Here is a 16,899-nt window from a genome sequence, read left to right as displayed (position 1 = left end):
GGGTTCTGGGCTCACATCGTCCAGAAAGCTGATCTCGCACCAGCACAATCATGAACGCAGGCGCAGCGCCTCGACCAGCGACTTGAACGCACGGGCATATTCCGCGCCTGCTCTTGCGATATCGGCGCGGCCGGCGCAGGCGACCGCGGCCTCGGTCACGGCGCCGAGCAGCAGCCGCGCCAGCGGCTCGACCGGCTGGCGGGCGATGAGTCCGGCTTCCATGGCCGCTGCAATTGCCCGGGGCAACTTGCCGCCGAAATGCTTGGCGTCGATCTCGCGCCAACGCTCCCAGCCGAGCACGGCGGGGCCGTCGCGGAGGATGATCTGGCCGGTCGGCCCCTTGGCGGTCGCGGCAAAGTAATGCTGCGTGCCGGCGACCATCGCGGCGAGCACGTCCTTCTCGGAACGCGCGGTGCGGTCGATCTCGGCCACGAGGTCGCGCGAGACCTGATCGAATACGGCCTCGAACACCGCCTCCTTGGTCTTGAAGTGATGATAGACCGCGCCCTTGGCGACGGAGGCCGCTTCGGCAATCCCGTCCATGGTGGTGGCGGCAAAGCCGTGCGAGCCGAACAAATGGCGCGCCGCCGTGAGGATCGCCTCCGTCGTCGCCGCCCGCCGCTCCGCCTGTTTCGCCATGTGTCTCGTCTAATCCAATCGGCCGCCGGCGGCCAGTTGACTTTTCGACTACCGGTCGGTATTTACCGACTATCAGTCGGTTTTAGCGCGAGGTTACGCCATGCCGAGCCGTGAGGTCGTCGAAGCCTTTGCCAAGCGCCTGGAGGACGGCGATTTCGTCGGCGCGATCGAGCAGTTCTGCACGCCTGACGCCGTGACCTATGAGAACAACGCCACTCCGACGGTCGGCCGCGACAAGCTGGTCGCCAAGGAGCGTGGCGTGCTGGCGGCCTTCAAGGAGGTCAAGGCCGTGCGCATCGGGCCGAGCCTGATCGAAGGCGACCATGTCGCAACGCGCTGGACCTTCAGCTTCACCAATGCCGAAGGGATCGTCCGAACGCTGGACGAGATCGCCTGGCAGACCTGGCGGGGCGACAAGCTGATCGAGGAACGGTTCTATTACGATCCAAAGCAGCTGGGGCGGTGATCGAGACGCCTCCCTCTCGCCCTACCACCGCTGTCATCGCCCGGCTTGACCGGGCGATCCAGTACTCCGAGACGGTAGTGATTGAAACGATGGGCTGCGGCGTACTGGATGACCCGGTCAAGCCGGGGCATGACAGCGGAGTAGTGGCAAACATTTCCCTCATATTGCAGCCGTAACGCAGCCATCACGCATTTGTATCGATTTGTTATCGATACCTTCCTTTGAACACGCAGAAGTGGTCGCGACCACCCTGGCAAGGGTGGATAATTCATAGTTCGTCAAAGGTTTGCAACGAATTCTCCGGATCGAGCCGGACAAACGTCCGGTGCTGCTAGGCTATCGAATGCGGACTCAAACGACCAGCTATGTCGCACGGCTGTTCGCCGGCGACCTGTCGGCCTTTGGCGGTCCCGCAACCGACGAGGCGATGGCCGGCCATATCCGCGCCGAACAGATGTCGCTGGTGCTCGGCTATTCGGTCGGCATCATGCTCGCCAATGCCTGCAACGCCATCGTGCTCGCCATCGCGCTGTGGCAGTCGCCGGACAGGATTTTTGCGCTGGTCTGGGCAGGCGCCGTCGCCGGCGGCGCGATCGCCTTCGGCCTGCAATCCCACGCCGCACGCCGCATCACCAAGCCGCAATTCGTCTCGCGCCGGGCCATTTATCGGCTGGTGCGCAACGCCTTCATCCTTGGCTCCGCCTGGGGCATCGTCCCGGTCGCCTTCTTCGCCGACGCCTCGACCGGCGGTCAGCTCGTCATCACCTGCCTGTGCTCGGGCATGCTGGCCGGCGGCGCGCTGGCCTTCGCTACGATCCCGATCGCGGCCATCGCCTTCACGGCGCCCATCTTCCTCGGCATCGCCATCTGCCTCGGCAGGAACGGCGATCTGGCTTTCCTGCTGATCGCCTTTCTCGTCGTGGTCTACGGCAGCGTCCTGCTGCGCGGCGTGTTCGTCAATTCGTTCGCGTTCGCGCGGCGCGTGATGCGGCAGATCGAGGCGGAGCGGACGGTGCGGCAGGATCCCCTCACCCATTTGCCCAACCGCGTCGCCTTCAACGAGACGCTCGATGCGGCCTTGAGGCGCCTCGCTCTGTCCGGCGAGGAGTTCGCGGTGCTCTTGCTCGATCTCGACCGCTTCAAGGAAGTCAACGACAAGTTCGGCCATCCCGCCGGCGACGAATTCCTGGTGCAGGTCGCAGGCCGCCTGCAGCGCTGCACCCGCGCGGCCGAGCACGTCGCGCGCATCGGCGGCGACGAGTTTGCGCTGGTGATGGCCAATCTGGCGCGACCCGAGGATGCGCTCGAGATCGCCGAGCGCTTCGTTGCGGCCTTCGATGAACCGTTCCGGATCGAGGGCCGCCAGATCGTCGGCGCGACCAGCGTCGGCATCGTGCTCGCACCGCGCGACGGCAACACGGCGCTCGACATCATGAAGAACGCGGACGCCGCGCTCTACCGCGCCAAGAAGACGGGGCCGGGCACGGTCTGCTTCTTCGAACAAGCCGACGACAGGCTGTCCCGCGACCGCAAGGCGCTGCAAGCTGACCTCGAACGTGCCATTGCGCGGAACGAGCTGTTCCTCGTGTTCCAGCCATTCCTCGATCTCGACGAAAACCGCATCACCGGCTTCGAGGCGCTATTGCGCTGGCAGCATCCTTCGCGCGGGCCGGTGCCGCCGAGTGAATTCATACCAATCGCGGAGGAGACCGGACTGATCCACGAGATCGGCGAATGGGTCATCCGCCGCGCCTGCGCGACGCTGGCGGACTGGCCCGAAGACATCAGGGTTGCCGTGAATTTCTCCGCGTCGCAGTTTCACAACACGGCCATCCTCCAGACCATCGTGCAGACATTCGCCGATGCGAAAGTCTCCCCCAACCGGTTCGAGATCGAGATCACGGAATCGATGCTGCTGTCGAAATACGGCTCGGCCGCTTCGATCCTGAACGCGCTGCTGCAACTCGGCGTCACCGTCGCGCTCGACGATTTCGGCACGGGGTTCTCATCGCTGACTTACCTGCGCAAGCTGCCGTTCAGCCGGATCAAGATCGACCAGTCCTTCATCCGCGACATGCTGGTGCAGCCGGACTGCGCCGCGATCGTGAAGTCCGTGATCTCGCTGGCGCGCGACCTCAACATCAATGTCGTCGCCGAGGGCGTCGAGACCACCGACCAGCTCGAATATCTGCGCCAGATCAGTTGCGACGAGGTGCAGGGGTATCTGATCAGCCGGCCGGTGGCGGCGGATGGGGTGATGGCGCTGCTGGAGACGAAGAAGCTTCGGGCGATTTACGCGGCGTAGGGACAATTGTGCCTCGGTGTCGGCGACGCGGGAGGTGCGCTCCCTCCCCCGCTCGCGGGGGCAATCGCATATGACTGTTGGAGGCGCCTGAGCGCGCGCCTCGTCCTTCGAGACGACCGCTTCCAGCGGTCTCCTCAGGATGAGGCTAAGCAGCGTCGGTGCCCGTTGAAACTGCTGCCGCACACTCCGTCCTCATCCCCCAGAGGAGAGAACCCTCACCCGGCGCTCCGCGCCGACCTCTCCCGCAAGCGGGAGAGGTGGAGTCCGCGGCGCGGTCCATTGCTCCTAACAGGCAACAGAACTCGCTCAGATCGCATCCGCCCGCAGCAACGTGTCCACGGTGATGGTGCCGCGGGCGCGAGAAACGCAGGCGCAGATCTTCTCGTTGCTCTGCTTCTGATGGTCGCTGAAGAAGACGTCGCGATGGTCGATCTCGCCGTCGACCGCGACCACGTCGATGGCGCAGAGGCCGCATTCGCCGCGCTTGCAGTCATACATCACATCGTGGCCGCTGGCATTGAGCACGTCCAGCATCGAGCGCTCGCGCGGGATCTCGAGCTCGACGTTCGAGTCCTTCAATCGCACGCGAAAAGTCTCGTTCGGCAGCGTGCCGCTGGAGCCGAAGGTCTCGTAGCGGAGATCGGGGAGCGGATGGCCGGCGCCGATCCAGGCATGGCGCGCGGCATCGAGCATGCGCATCGGGCCGCAGAACAGCGCCAGCGTTCCTTGCGGCAATGAGGCGAACAGCGCGTCGAGATCGAGCCGCCTGCCTTCGTCGCTGGCATGAACGGCGAGGCGATCGCCCAGCATGTCGGAGAGATCGTCGAGATAAGCGGCTTCACGGCGTGAGCGCACGGCATAGTGCAGCGTGACGTTTGCCCCGCGCCGCGCGAGCGCCTGCGCAGCGCCGAGGATCGGCGTGATGCCGATGCCACCGGCAATCAGGCAGTAGTTTTCACGCGCCCAGTCCACCGCGAGCAGTGAGGCGGGCTGGGTGATGTCGAGCCGCGCGCCCGGCTGCAAGGACCACATGTAGCGCGAGCCGCCACGGGAATCCTCGGCGCGGCGCACAGCAATTCGAAGGCCGTGCGAAGAGGCCTCGCCGACCAGCGAATAGGACCGCGTCTCCGGCAGGCCGTCGATGGTGACGCTGACGTTGATGTGGCTGCCGACCGGATAGGTCGTGACGTCGAACTGATCCGGCTTGATCACGAATTCGCGGATGCCGGGCGCAAGATCGCGCGTCGAGACCAGCGTCGCCGGGATCCAGGTTTCGATGAAACGCATGTGACGGCCCTCAATCGGTTGCGGTCTTGATCAGCGCGAGTGCCGGCAAGAGGTCGAGATGGGTGCGGTTGCGCAGCGCGAGCCGCAAGTTTCGCACCGCGAGCCGCGCGTGCTCGCGCATCACCGCTTCGGCGCGCGCGCCCTCGCGGTTCTCGATGGCGTCGATGACGACGCGGTGATGCTCCTGGGCGATGATCAGGATCTGCTGCGCCTCGGGCAACGCCGATTGCGCCATCACGAAGCCGCTCGGGGACGCAAACGGCAGCGCCGAGGCGCGGTCGATCTGCCGGATCAGCGGCGGGCTGCGCGAGAGCTCCGTGAGCTGTGCGTGGAAGCGCGCATTCAGCGTGACATAGGACGAAAACGCATCGACCGAGATCGGCACCTGGCGCAATAATTCGTCGATGGCGGCAAGGCATTCCTTCAGCGGCTCGAGCTCGCGCGCGGAGACGCCGCGCTCGGCGGCGAAGCGCGCAGCTAAGCCTTCCAGCGTGCCGCGCAGCTCGATGGAATCGGAGATGTCGCGCTCGGAAAACGCCTTCACCATGAAGCCGCCCGAGGGGATCGCCTCGAGCAGGCCCTCCTCCTCCAGCCGCACCAGCGCCATGCGCACCGGCGTGCGCGAGGCGCCTGTGGTCTCCACCGCCTGAAGCTCGGAGATGCGCTCGCCGGGGCGCAAGGCGCCCGACAGGATCTGGTCGCGCAGCGCGAGCTGCGCCTTCACGGTCTGCGAGACGGAACGGTCGACCTCACGCTCGGCCATGCTCTACTCCGCAGCCTGAAGACGCGGCGGGGTTTCCTTCGCCACCATCTTGTCGATCAGCTTGCGCGACCACATCGCGCCGGCGTCGATGTTGAGATTGTAGAAGATGCGATCCGGGTTCTCGTCCATGGCGCGCTGCTGCGCTTCGAGGATCAGCTCGTCCTCGCGGAAGATGCCGGAGACGCCCTCGCGGATCTCGGGGGTGATGCGCTGCTCGCCCAGGCGATAGTTGCGCACGAAGGCCCAGAAGTAGTGGCAGGTCTTCTCGGTCTCCGGCGTGGTGGTGGTGAGCACGAAGCCGTTGACGCCCTGCGAGCGGTCGCCTTCCCGCGCGCCGGGGCCCGTCGGCGCCACGCCGACGTCGATGGCGATGGTGCACGGCGCCTCGAAGCGGATGATCTGCCAGCGATCGACGAGGCCGGGCTTGCCGAGCTGCTTGGCCCAGAACGGCGGGGGCTCGATGCCGCGCATCCAGCGTGTCACCGTCACCGTCTTCTCGCCGTGGGTGACGTCGAACGGCGCTTCGGCCACCGCGTCGTTACCGATGGAGGAGCCATGCACGAAGGTCTCGTGGGTGAGGTCCATGAGATTGTCGAGCACGAGGCGGTAGTCGCAATTGACGTGGATGGTCTTGCCGTCGCCGGCCCAGGCCGGATCGTCGTTCCAGTGCATGTCCGGCACCAGCGCGGGATCGGCCAATGCCGGATCGCCCATCCAGAGCCAGATGTAGCGGTGACGCTCGACCACGGGATAGGCGCGCACGCAGGCCGACGGATTGATGGTCTCCTGCGAGGGCATGAAGGTGCAGCGCCCCTGCGAATTGTATTTCAGGCCGTGATAGCCGCAGACGACGGTGTCCCCTTCCAGCCGGCCCTTGGACAGCGGCACCAGGCGATGCCAGCAGGCATCCTCCAGCGCCGCCACCGAGCCGTCGGCCTTGCGGTACATCACGACATGCTTGCCGCAGATCGTCCGCGGCAACAGCGCCGGCTTCACCTCGGCGTCCCAGGCGGCGGCGTACCAGGCGTTCATGGGGAAGGGTTTTGTCATTGAGTCTCACTCCCACGGGTTATGTATGCGTTATGTATACAATAGCGGAGGGATAGAATCGTTCAAGGGCAAAAAAATGCCTATCTAAATACCTATTGCTCTTCTGATGTATACACTTATATCGGCCGTCATTCCCCGCGAAAGCGGGGAATCCAGTACGCCGCGGCAGACATTGGGTTCACACAACTCACGCCGCGGCGTACTGGATCACCCGCCTTCGCGGGTGATGACACCGTGCGGGATGGCGCGGCCTCCTCTGGCGAGATGTGAGAGCGACGCCGCTCGCGGTCGCATTACGCCGCGAACACCTTCGTCAGCCCCGCCTGTGCCTCTTCCTGAATCCGCTTCAGGTGCTCTGTGCTGCGGAAACTCTCGGCGTAGATCTTGTAGACGTCCTCGGTGCCTGAAGGCCTCGCGGCGAACCAGCCGAAATCGGTTTCGACCTTGATGCCGCCGAAGGGCTGGCCGTTACCGGGCGCCTTGCTCAGCGTTGAGCGAACCGGATCGCCGGCGAGCTCCTTGAGACCGAGCTGCTCGGGGGTGACGGACTTCAGGATGTTTTTCTGCGGTCCTGTCGCGGCGACGTCGATGCGCGCGTAATGCGGCATACCGAACTCGGCGGTGAGACCGCCGAAGAGCTGGCTGGGATCGCGGCCGGTCTTGGCCATGATCTCGGCGGCGAGCAGGCCGAGGATGATGCCGTCCTTGTCGGTGGTCCACACCGTGCCGTCGCGGCGCAGGAACGAGGCGCCTGCACTCTCCTCGCCGCCGAAGCCGAAGGAGCCGGTGAGCAGGCCGTCGACGAACCATTTGAAGCCGACCGGCGTCTCCACCAGCTTGCGGCCGAGCTTCTTGGCGACGCGATCGATGATCGAGCTCGACACCACGGTCTTGCCGATCGCAGCACTCTTGCCCCAGTTCGGACGATGCGCGAACAGGTAGGAGATCGCGGTCGCCAGATAATGGTTCGGATTCATCAGGCCGCCGGTGCGCGTGACGATGCCGTGGCGATCGGCATCGGTGTCGTTGGCAAAGGCGACGTCGAAGCGGTCGCGCATGCCGATCAGGCTCGCCATCGCATAAGGCGAGGAGCAGTCCATGCGGATCTTGCCGTCCCAGTCCACCGTCATGAAGCGGAAGGTCGGATCGATCGCCTCGTTCACGACGGTGGCCTTCAGGCCGTAGCGCTCGATGATCGGATGCCAGTAATGCACGGCGGCGCCGCCGAGCGGATCGATGCCGATATTGACGCCGGCGGATTTGACGAGGTCGAGATCGACGACATTGCCGAGATCGGCGACGTAGGGCGTGATGAAGTCGTAGGCGTGGACATTCGAGGACTTGCGCGCCTTGGCATAGTCGATGCGCTTCACGTCCTCGAGGTCGCCTGCGAGATAGGCGTTGGCGCGCTTCTCGACGACGCCGGTCACGTCCGTATCGGCCGGGCCGCCATGCGGCGGATTGTATTTGTAGCCGCCGTCCTCAGGGGGATTATGCGAGGGTGTGATGACGACGCCGTCGGCGAGGCCGCTGGTGCGGCCCTTGTTGTAGGTCAGGATGGCGTGCGAGATGACAGGCGTCGGCGTGTAGCCGCCGTCCTTGTCGATCATGATCTCGACGCCGTTGGCAGCGAACACCTCGATGGCGCTGACCAGCGCCGGCTCGGCCAGCGCATGAGTATCGATGCCGATGAAGAGCGGACCCGTCAGCCCCTTTTCTCGTCTGTAGTCACAAATGGCCTGCGTGGTCGCGAGGATGTGGCCTTCGTTGAACGTGTTCTTGAACGAGGTGCCGCGATGGCCCGACGTGCCGAACGCCACGCGCTGCGCCGGGTCCGATGCATCCGGCTTGCCCGCGAAATAGGCCGTCACCAGCCGCGGAATATTGGTGAGCGCGTCCGGCGAAGCCTGCTTGCCCGCCGCGGGATGAACATCAGCCACTGAAATATCCTCGTTCTGTCGTCACGGAAATAGCCGGTACCATAGCATCGGCCGGGCCCCCGCCAAGGGCACAACACGCGCGATGCGGAAGGCGTTCCGTACGGGTGGCGAAGGAGACAGAAGTCCCGTCATCCTGAGGTGCGAGGTACGCCGCGCAACGCGCGGGGTGCCGAGCCTCGAAGGATGAACGGCCCCGATACAGCCGGGCCGTCGCCCTTCGAGGGCCGCTGAAGGAGCGGCCGCCTCAGGGTGACGGGGATAGAGGAGTGTTCGCGGCTATTCATGAAGCGATCGTGCTATGCTCCACACCGCCGCCGCCCTTCGAATCGTCCCATGATCCCTTCGTGCAAGCTGATCCTGCTGATCGCCGGCCTGGTCATGGGCCTTACCTTGGCCGGCGCACCGGCGCGGGCCGCCGAATTCTACACCGAGGATCTGCGCATCCCCATGGCGGAGGCGGGACCGCGGGGGCTGGAAGCGTTCCTGGTGCGGCCGGCGGGGGCGAAGCGCTATCCACTGGCCCTGCTCAGCCACGGCTCGCCGCGCAAGTTCGAGGAACGCGCGACGATGTCAGCGCACAAATATTACGGCATCGCGCTGGAATACGCCCGGCGCGGCTTTGCGGCGCTGATCGTGATGCGGCGCGGCTACGGCACCTCGCCCGGCGGACGCGTCGACAGCGCCGGCGGTTGCGCGAAGGCGGCGTACCTGCCGGCGGCCGCGGTCGCGGTTGCCGATCTGCGCGCCGCGATCGATGCGATGGCGCGCCGCGCCGACGTGACGACGTCAGGCATGATCGCGGCCGGCCATTCCGCCGGCGGGCTCGCCACCGTCGCGCTGAGCGCGCAGGCCCCGCCCGGTCTCGTCGCCGCGATCAGCTTCGCTGGCGGCCGCGGCTCGCGCGATGACGACGACGTCTGCAATCCGGATGGGCTGGTGCAGGCCTTCGCCACCTTCGGCAGGACCTCGCGCGTGCCGATGCTGTGGGTCTATGCGACCAACGATTCGTATTTCGGCCCCGACCTCGCGCGCCGCCTCCATGACGGGTTTCGCGCCGGTGGCGGCAACGCCAGGTTCATCGCGGCGCCGGCTTACGGCGAGGACGGCCATTATCTCTATTCGGTCGCGGGCCGCCCGCAATGGACGCCGTATCTCGACGCATTCCTGCGCGAGCGCGGGCTCAGCCATGACATCCTGAGCCTGCCCGATCCGCTGCCGCCGCCGCCCCAGCTCAATGAGGCGGCGCGGGGCGAGTTCGCGCGCTACCTCGCAAGCATGCTGCCGCACAAGGCTTTTGCGGTGTCGCCGAACGGCGGCTACGGCTGGCGCGCGAGCCGCGCCACGGCCGGCGACGCCCGGCGCGACTCGCTGGCGGCCTGCATGAAATGGTCGCCTATCTGCACGCTCTATGCGATCGATGACCAGCTGGCGCCTTCGCAAGCAAGACCCACCGATCAGAGCGCCCGCGCGCGACAGTAACCTCGCGCCAGAGGCCGGTTTGTTAACCCCGGAGCTCTATGACAAACCCATGCTGTGGGATCGGGCATGCTTCACTCTCGGCGCGACGTGGAGACACGCGGCGGTCGTCCTGCTTGTGTCGGCCCCGATCGGCGCACATGCGAGCGACGGTGGTATCGACGGGCCGCACACGACCTCGACGATTGCCAACGCAAGGACTGAGCTCGGCGCCGGCGAAACGCCGTCATCCCGGGCCATGATCCGGAAGATCATCGAGAGAGAAACCGCAAACACCGATTTGCCGGCGGATATCGCCGAAGCGGTCGTCTTCGTCGAAAGCGGCTATAACCCGGCGGTCATCGGCAGCGTCGGCGAAATCGGCCTGATGCAGGTGCGCCCCGAGACGGCGGCGATGCTGGGTTTCCGCGGAAGCAATGCGGAACTGGCGGAGCCTGACATCAACATCCATTACGGGGTGCTTTATCTCAGCCGGTCCTGGCGTCTGGCCGGCGGGGACCTCTGCCGCGCCCTGATGAAATACCGGGCGGGTCATGGCGAAGAGGAGATGACCGCGCGCTCGCAGGTCTATTGCAACCGAGCCCGTAACCGTCTCGCCGCCATGAACGCCTCGTCGGCAGGGACCGAAGCTGCGGCCGCTGATCCGGCGCCGCCGGTCGCGGCTGTGGCTGCAGCTCCGGCCAGACCGGCGAGCCGCCCGAAGATGCCGGTGCAGCCCAAAGCCGTTTATGCCCGCTACCGTCAAGGCACCGCTGCCGCCAGCCGCGCCTATTGGGCCGCCCACGAGGCCAGGGTCAGCCAGATCAAGGCGCGCATCGAAGCCAGATGGAAGCGCGTCGCATCGCGTTGACGGTGATGTCCTATTGCTTGAGCATGATCTTGGCGGAAAACCGCTGCACACTTTTCCGGATCATGCTCTAGAGCCGCTCGCTGAGCGCGAGCTTGTAGCCGACCCCGGTGACGGTCGCGATCACGGGCGTGCCGCTGCCGACGAGCTTGCGGCGCAGCCGCGCCACCAGCGCATCGACCGTGCGGATGTCAACCTCGGCCTGGCGGTTGCTGACGACCTCGATCAGATAGTCGCGGCTGAGCGGCCTGCCGTCGGCCCCGACGAGCGCCGCGAGCAGGTCGAATTCGGCGCGCGTCAGCGCCACCGGCTTGCCGTCGCTGCCGAGCAATTCGCGCCGGGTCAGGTCGATGATCCAGTCGCCGAACGCGATCGAATTGTGGTTGCGCGCCGCCTTGCGGTCGATCGAGCGCCGCCGCAGCACGCTACGCGCACGCGCGAGCAAGTCGCGCAGGTTGATCGGCTTGGTGACGTAATGGTCGCCGGCGACCTCGAGGCCGAGAATGCGATCGACGTCGGTGTCGCGCCGCGTCACGAAGATGATGCCCGCATTGCTGGCGGCCTGGATCTCCTTGGCGAGCTCGAAGCCGTCACCGTCGGGCAGCTGCACGTCGAGGAAGACGAGGTCGGTGCGCGCGCGCAGCGCCTGACGGCATTCCGCGCAGGAGCCGGCGCCGACCACGTCGAAATTGTTCTCGCTGAAATAGCCGACCAGCATGGTCCGCGTCACCGGATCGTCCTCGACGACGATCAGCCGCTCGCGGCCGGCCGGACGCAATTCCTGGCGTGCGGAAGCAACCACGGTCTTGGGTGTCCCGTGTGCCTGCGACCCGACCTGCAAATTCAAGTCGCCGCGCAACGCGCTGTCATGTGAACGGACATTCACGGCCTGTTCGAGCCCCCGAAATTGCCTGCCGCGATACTAGGCGCGTTGTGATGCGCAAACAATATTGGTCATGCTCTCGAAACATTAAGTATGAACTGGCGCACAATTCTCATTCCGCGCATCCTTGCACGGACGGCCTTGCAAGCGGCCTCGCGCCAGCCCAAGACCGCCGATCCCGCACATCCGGCTTCGGATTGAACCGCGGTTAACGTAAAGAAGGGCTTCGGCTTCGGAAAGCCCGGCCGCGCCTCTATTGTCCGGCCTGCAAAACACGAAACAACGGAGCAGGCGTGATGCAGGGGCAGGCCCGGTTGGCTGCCGGTCGAACCGAGCAAGGCACAGTGCCTTTCGGCCGTTCGCACACACTCGACGTCCTGCGCGGCCTCGCCATCGCCGGCGTGATGGCGATTCACGTTTCACAATCCTTTCCATCAAATATCCGCGCCGTCGATTTTGCCTTCATGTGCGGCTGGACCGGCGTCAACGTGTTCTATTTCGTCAGTGCCATGACGATGTGCCTGATGTGGACGCAGCGCAGCGGGGAAACGAATCCGATCGGCAAATTCTACATCCGGCGCTTCTTGCGCATCGCGCCGCTGTTCTGGCTCGCGATCCCGGCCTACCTCCTCATCAACGGCACCGGACCGAGCGACAATGCGCCCAACGGCATCGGCGCCCTTCAAGTGATCCTGACCGCGACGTTCCTGCACGGCTTCTGGCCGGACAGCGTCAACAGCGTCGTGCCCGGCGACTGGTCGATCGCGGCGGAAATGACGTTCTATCTCGTCTTCCCGCTTCTGATCACCGCGTTCGGATCGCGCCGCCAGCTCTATCTCGCGCTGGCGATTGCGCTGCATCTCGTCAATGTCTGCTTGTTCAAACCGTGGGCGTTCGCGCTGTTCTCCGCCTATTACGGCCCTGGCCACGAGGCCTTCGTCTGGACCACGCTGCACATCAGCTTCCTGAACCAGCTTCCGGTCTTCCTCGTCGGATGCGCGCTGTTCTTCTCGCTGCGCGACGGTTTCGGAAGGCTCGACGCCGCCATCGTCGCCGTCTTCATCGCGCTGTCCTTCGCTGCCGACCGCGCCACCGGCTCGCATGAGTTCAACTACCTGATGATCAACCTCGTGCTCGGCGGGCTGGTGGCCGGCTGCATCCGCCTCGCGATCCGCCTGCGGCCGCTCGAGGCGCTCGGCCGCAACTCCTATTCGATGTACCTGTCGCACTTCGCGGTGATCTACGGCCTGCGCCAGCTCTGGCCGCTCGCGGATGGACTGGTCTCGCTGCTCATCTCCTATGTCGTCACCGCCGCGTTGAGCTATCTCGTCGCACGCGCGACATGGCATCTGGTGGAACGGCGCGCCCAGGATCTGGCACACCGCCTGACATCCGCGGGATCCGACCGATCAAGCATCCGGCCGCCTCTCGCCGCGACCGCGGCCGGTCTGCGCTGACCCCCTGCTCCGGCTTGCTTCGTCGCCGCCTCCGAATCTAGTGTTCCACCACCGGCCGCGCACCGACGATGCCATGCTGAACGCGCTGCTGGCGGATGTCAGGCAGGACTATGCGGGGCCGATCGTGCTCGGCGAGGATCTCACGCGCATCGAGGTCTGAACATCATCGAAGCACGCGCCTCGCAATTAATCATGCGTGCGGAAGCGGTCGGCGTCAGGACGATCCGACCTCGATCCGGTAGGACAACTCCTCCTCAGCGCCCGGCGCGATGTGCATCAGCCCCGGCTTGTCGGTGAACTCGCCTTGGAAGCCGGCGGGACTGGCATAGCCGCGCCAGGGCTCGATGCAGAGGAACGGCGCACCTGACGGTTTCGACCAGACGCCGAGCTCGCGAAAGCCGCGCCAGGACATTGTCAACCAGGGCCCCGTCGATGCACCCTGCCCCGCGGCATAGCGGACCGAACTGCTCTCGATCCGGTCGAAGATGATGGCGTCGTCGGTGAACAGGGTTTCGGATAATGAGAGCGCGGTACCTTTGACCGGGCTCGGCTCCACTGCCGGGCGCAGCAGTCCACCATCGAGACGGCGGACCGGAGACGACTCTGCGCGCGCGAAAGTCAGCGCATAGCTCTCCTTTGCCGCGCCGGGCTGCAGCGGCCAATTGAAGGCGGGATGGCCGCCAACCGACGCCGGCAACGTCTCCTTGCCGGTGTTGGCGATCGTGAGCGTCAAATCGAGCCCGGTGTCATCGATCGCATAGGCAGCCGTGAGCCGGAACGCGAACGGATAGAGCGCGCGCGTCGCCTCATTGTCATCGAGCACCAGGGTGCAGCGGCTCTCGCCGCGTTCTGCCCACACAAAGCGGCTGTCGCGGGCAAAGCCATGCTGGGTCAGCCGATACGTCTTGCCCTGGTGCCGCAATTCGTCGTCGGCAAGGCGCCCGACGATCGGGAACAGCAGCGGCGCGTGGCGCGGCCATTCCGGACCCGCCTGCCAAAGAAATTCGATGCCGCCGTCCTTCAGCGAGCACAGCTCGGCGCCGTGCGCCTTGACGGTCGCGGTGAGGGAGCCGCCGCGAAGGGAGTGGGTGTCATCGGTCATTGCCGACCTCTACACTGCGGACTCACACCCAGCAAGGCGGCGCCGGCCATGCATGCGGCGCCTCGGAGCCATGCCGAGTTGCGTCATATTTCTGTACCTAACGATTGCTCCCTTGCGGCTCCTCCACCGCGAGATCCCCACGAACCCAGCCGGGACTCCGATGAACCATTGTGGTAGCCAATTGAAATTCTTCATCAACGGCCGCTTTCTGTCGCAAAAGCTCACGGGCGTTCAGCGCTATGCCGCTGAAATGGTCAAGGCCATCGACGTGCTGCTGGCGTCCGAGCAGACTCCGGCCTCGCTGCGCAACGCCGATTGGCAGTTGCTGACGCCTGCGGATGCAAGCGAGAACCTTGATCTCGATCGCATCAAGATTCGCTCCGTTGGCCGGTTGCATGGGCATGCCTGGGACCAAATCGATCTCGCGCGCGCCGCTGCCGGAGGCCGCCTGATCAGCCTGGCCAATTCCGGTCCCGTCTTCCATCGCGACCACATTGTCGTGATCCACGACGCCCAGGTCTTTCGCCGGCCCGACTTCTTCAACTGGCGCTATCTGGCAGTTCACCGAACGATGGGCCGGCTGCTCGCCCGGCATGCAAGCATCGCAACTGTATCGGCTTTTTCGCGCGGAGAGCTCGCCGAAGTGTTGAATCTATCGGCAACGCAGATCCCGGTCTTCCCCAACAGCGCAGAGCACTTCGCCAAGACGAAACCAGACGTCGGCATCATTGCCCGGCTCGGGGTTCAGCCGCAGAAATTCTTCCTCTATGTGGGCTCGAGGACCAAGAACAAGAATCTTTCCGTCGCCATCCGTGCCATGCAGCTGCTCGACCGGGCTGACGTTCCCCTGGTCATCGTGGGCGGCGACAACAGCAAGGTGTTTCAGGACAATTCGGGCGAAGGGGCTGCGGGCCTGCTGCTTGCCGGCCGTCTGACCGACAGCGAGATCGCGGCGCTGTATGCGCACGCATCGGCATTCGTGTTTCCCTCACTCTACGAGGGATTCGGCGTGCCGCCGCTCGAAGCCATGATCTTCGGTTGTCCGGTCATCGCCTCGACGGCTGACGCCGTCGTGGAGACCTGCGGTGACGCGGCTGCGTATTTTCGCGCCACCGATGCCGAGGCATTGAAGCAGCTCATGCTCGAAAGACTGGCAACCGGCGCGATCTCGGACCAGGAACGCATGCGGCAACAGGATCGCGTGACATTCTATTCGTGGAAGAAATCGGCGAAGGCCCTGCTCGATCACCTCGCAGAGCCGGCGAACGTCGCCAGCGCTGCTTGAAATTCGACGCAGCTCGCCTGTCGCGCGCAATGGTTTTTGCACAAACGATTTGCAACTCACTGCTCTTTGCTTAGTTCCATGAAATTCTTTCGTTCCTGCGGGTGACCGCAAGCACGAAGCCCTTGGCGCAACATCACCACATCGCCGCCCCAATATCGCTACGTATTCGAGGAACTGTGCCGCCATCAGTGAAGCTCAAAACAGGGATCCACGATGTCCGGCTCTCCGACGCAGCCTTATGCGAGGCAGACTTTGAAAGTGCTGCACGTCGCCGAGACGATCCGTGGCGGGATTGCGAGCTATCTGAACGAGTTGCATCCACAGCAACAGGCGAGCTTCGGCGCCGAGAACGTGCACTATGTCGTGCCGTCGGATCATCGTCGCGATCTCGGCGCGATCGATGACAACCAGATTACGACGTTCGAGCGATCCGGCCGCAGCGTCGCCGGGCTGTTCCAGATGTTGCGCGCAAGCATGCAGGCGCTGGATGCCTTCAGACCGGACGTGGTGCACCTGCATTCCTCGTTTGCAGGCCTCGTGCTTCGGCCCGCACTGGCGGCCCGCTCGGGCGGACCGCGCGTCGTCTATTGTCCGCACGGCTGGGCGTTCTCGCGCGAGACCGGCCGCCTCAGTCATGTGATGACAAAGGCGGCGGAGAACCTTCTCGCGCGCACGTCGGACCGAATCATCTGCATCTCCGGCGACGAGTTCAATGAAGCGGTCCGCGCGGGAATTCCCGCCGATCGCCTCACCATCGTCCACAATGGCATCTCGAAGAGCCGCTCGCCGCAGCCCGTCGCGGCGGACTGGACTTCCAAGAAGGTCAAGGTCCTTTTCATCGGACGCCTGGACCGGCAGAAGGGCTTTGATCTTCTGATCGAAGCGGCTCGCGCGCTCGAGGACGTCCTCGACGTCCGCATGGTCGGCGCCTCCGTCGTCAACAAGTATGAGGGCCCGACGGTCCCGTCCAACGTGTCCCTGCTGGGCTGGCTGGACCGCCCGGCCATCGAGACCCAGCTCGAGGCCGCCGACCTCGTCGTGATTCCGTCACGATGGGAAGCCTTCGGTCTCGTTGCCCTGGAGGCGATGCGCGCGGCCAAGCCCATCCTGGCGTTCCGCAGCGGCGCATTGCCCGAGATCGTCGTCGACGGCGTCACCGGCGTGCTTTGCGAGCCCGTCGCCGTTCAGCCGCTCGTCGACGGTTTCCGGCGAGCGCTCGATCTCGATCTCAAGGTGCTTGGGCAGCGCGGCTACGACCGCTTCAAGCAGCTGTATGACGTTCAGAAGACGCATGGACAATTGCAGCAGGTCTATGCCGAGCTCCTTCAGGACGACCGCGCACCCGTCGAAGCGAAGGCGGGGCTGCAGTCGGATCTCTCCAAGAATTTCTGATGATCAA

General features: G+C 65.0%; 14 protein-coding genes. 7 read left to right on the top strand and 7 right to left on the bottom strand.

Annotated features, from left to right (window positions below; translation table 11 throughout):
• Positions 1-48: 48 nt before the first annotated feature.
• Positions 49-639, bottom strand: coding sequence for a TetR/AcrR family transcriptional regulator (locus CVM73_RS09065; RefSeq protein WP_100231643.1), 591 nt, complete (start codon positions 637-639; stop codon positions 49-51).
• A gap of 100 nt (positions 640-739) precedes the next feature.
• Between CVM73_RS09065 and CVM73_RS09060 the strand changes: the two genes are divergently transcribed.
• Both CVM73_RS09060 and CVM73_RS09050 read left to right on the top strand, forming a co-directional pair.
• A complete protein-coding gene (locus tag CVM73_RS09060) occupies positions 740-1,105 on the top strand; it encodes a nuclear transport factor 2 family protein (protein WP_100231642.1) in 366 nt (121 codons plus the stop codon).
• Positions 1,106-1,448: 343 nt separating this feature from the next.
• A complete protein-coding gene (locus CVM73_RS09050; RefSeq protein WP_100231640.1) occupies positions 1,449-3,410 on the top strand; it encodes a putative bifunctional diguanylate cyclase/phosphodiesterase in 1,962 nt (653 codons plus the stop codon).
• A 306-nt stretch (positions 3,411-3,716) separates the two neighbouring features.
• Here the strand turns inward: CVM73_RS09050 and CVM73_RS09045 are convergent, their stop codons facing one another.
• The 4 genes from CVM73_RS09045 to pgm form a co-directional block, all read right to left on the bottom strand.
• Complete coding sequence (locus tag CVM73_RS09045; protein ID WP_100231639.1) at positions 3,717-4,697, bottom strand: PDR/VanB family oxidoreductase; 981 nt, start codon at positions 4,695-4,697, stop codon at positions 3,717-3,719.
• Positions 4,698-4,707: 10 nt separating this feature from the next.
• Positions 4,708-5,460 carry a GntR family transcriptional regulator gene (locus CVM73_RS09040; protein WP_100231638.1) on the bottom strand — a complete coding sequence of 251 codons (753 nt, stop codon included), beginning with the start codon at positions 5,458-5,460 and terminating at the stop codon, positions 4,708-4,710.
• Between the two features lie 3 nt (positions 5,461-5,463).
• Complete coding sequence (locus CVM73_RS09035) at positions 5,464-6,510, bottom strand: aromatic ring-hydroxylating dioxygenase subunit alpha (RefSeq protein WP_100231637.1); 1,047 nt, start codon at positions 6,508-6,510, stop codon at positions 5,464-5,466.
• Between the two features lie 293 nt (positions 6,511-6,803).
• Positions 6,804-8,450 (bottom strand): phosphoglucomutase (alpha-D-glucose-1,6-bisphosphate-dependent), encoded by a 1,647-nt coding sequence (gene pgm, locus CVM73_RS09030; protein ID WP_100231636.1) that lies wholly within the window; start codon positions 8,448-8,450, stop codon positions 6,804-6,806.
• A gap of 333 nt (positions 8,451-8,783) precedes the next feature.
• On the opposite strand from pgm, the gene CVM73_RS09025 reads away from it, so the two are divergent.
• Positions 8,784-9,929 (top strand): alpha/beta hydrolase family protein, encoded by a 1,146-nt coding sequence (locus CVM73_RS09025; RefSeq protein ID WP_100231635.1) that lies wholly within the window; start codon positions 8,784-8,786, stop codon positions 9,927-9,929.
• Positions 9,930-9,978: 49 nt separating this feature from the next.
• Positions 9,979-10,776 carry a transglycosylase SLT domain-containing protein gene (locus CVM73_RS09020; protein ID WP_100231634.1) on the top strand — a complete coding sequence of 266 codons (798 nt, stop codon included), beginning with the start codon at positions 9,979-9,981 and terminating at the stop codon, positions 10,774-10,776.
• Positions 10,777-10,843: 67 nt separating this feature from the next.
• On the opposite strand, the gene CVM73_RS09015 is transcribed toward CVM73_RS09020, so the two are convergent.
• Positions 10,844-11,659, bottom strand: a complete 816-nt coding sequence (locus CVM73_RS09015; protein ID WP_100231633.1) for a response regulator transcription factor — start codon at positions 11,657-11,659, stop codon at positions 10,844-10,846.
• A gap of 293 nt (positions 11,660-11,952) precedes the next feature.
• Between CVM73_RS09015 and CVM73_RS09010 the strand changes: the two genes are divergently transcribed.
• Positions 11,953-13,113 carry an acyltransferase family protein gene (locus tag CVM73_RS09010; RefSeq protein WP_100231700.1) on the top strand — a complete coding sequence of 387 codons (1,161 nt, stop codon included), beginning with the start codon at positions 11,953-11,955 and terminating at the stop codon, positions 13,111-13,113.
• Positions 13,114-13,327: 214 nt separating this feature from the next.
• On the opposite strand, the gene CVM73_RS09000 is transcribed toward CVM73_RS09010, so the two are convergent.
• Positions 13,328-14,215, bottom strand: a complete 888-nt coding sequence (locus CVM73_RS09000; protein WP_100231632.1) for an aldose 1-epimerase family protein — start codon at positions 14,213-14,215, stop codon at positions 13,328-13,330.
• Between the two features lie 181 nt (positions 14,216-14,396).
• On the opposite strand from CVM73_RS09000, the gene CVM73_RS08995 reads away from it, so the two are divergent.
• Together CVM73_RS08995 and CVM73_RS08990 are read left to right on the top strand one after the other, a co-directional pair.
• On the top strand, positions 14,397-15,500 hold the full coding sequence (locus CVM73_RS08995; RefSeq protein ID WP_100231631.1) for a glycosyltransferase family 4 protein: 1,104 nt from the start codon (positions 14,397-14,399) through the stop codon (positions 15,498-15,500).
• Between the two features lie 213 nt (positions 15,501-15,713).
• On the top strand, positions 15,714-16,892 hold the full coding sequence (locus CVM73_RS08990) for a glycosyltransferase (RefSeq protein WP_245452261.1): 1,179 nt from the start codon (positions 15,714-15,716) through the stop codon (positions 16,890-16,892).
• Positions 16,893-16,899: the final 7 nt, after the last annotated feature.

Source organism: Bradyrhizobium forestalis (assembly GCF_002795245.1).
Lineage (GTDB): Bacteria > Pseudomonadota > Alphaproteobacteria > Rhizobiales > Xanthobacteraceae > Bradyrhizobium > Bradyrhizobium forestalis.
Note: the sequence above shows the minus strand (reverse complement) of the source record. Positions and strands in the feature narration are given on the sequence as shown.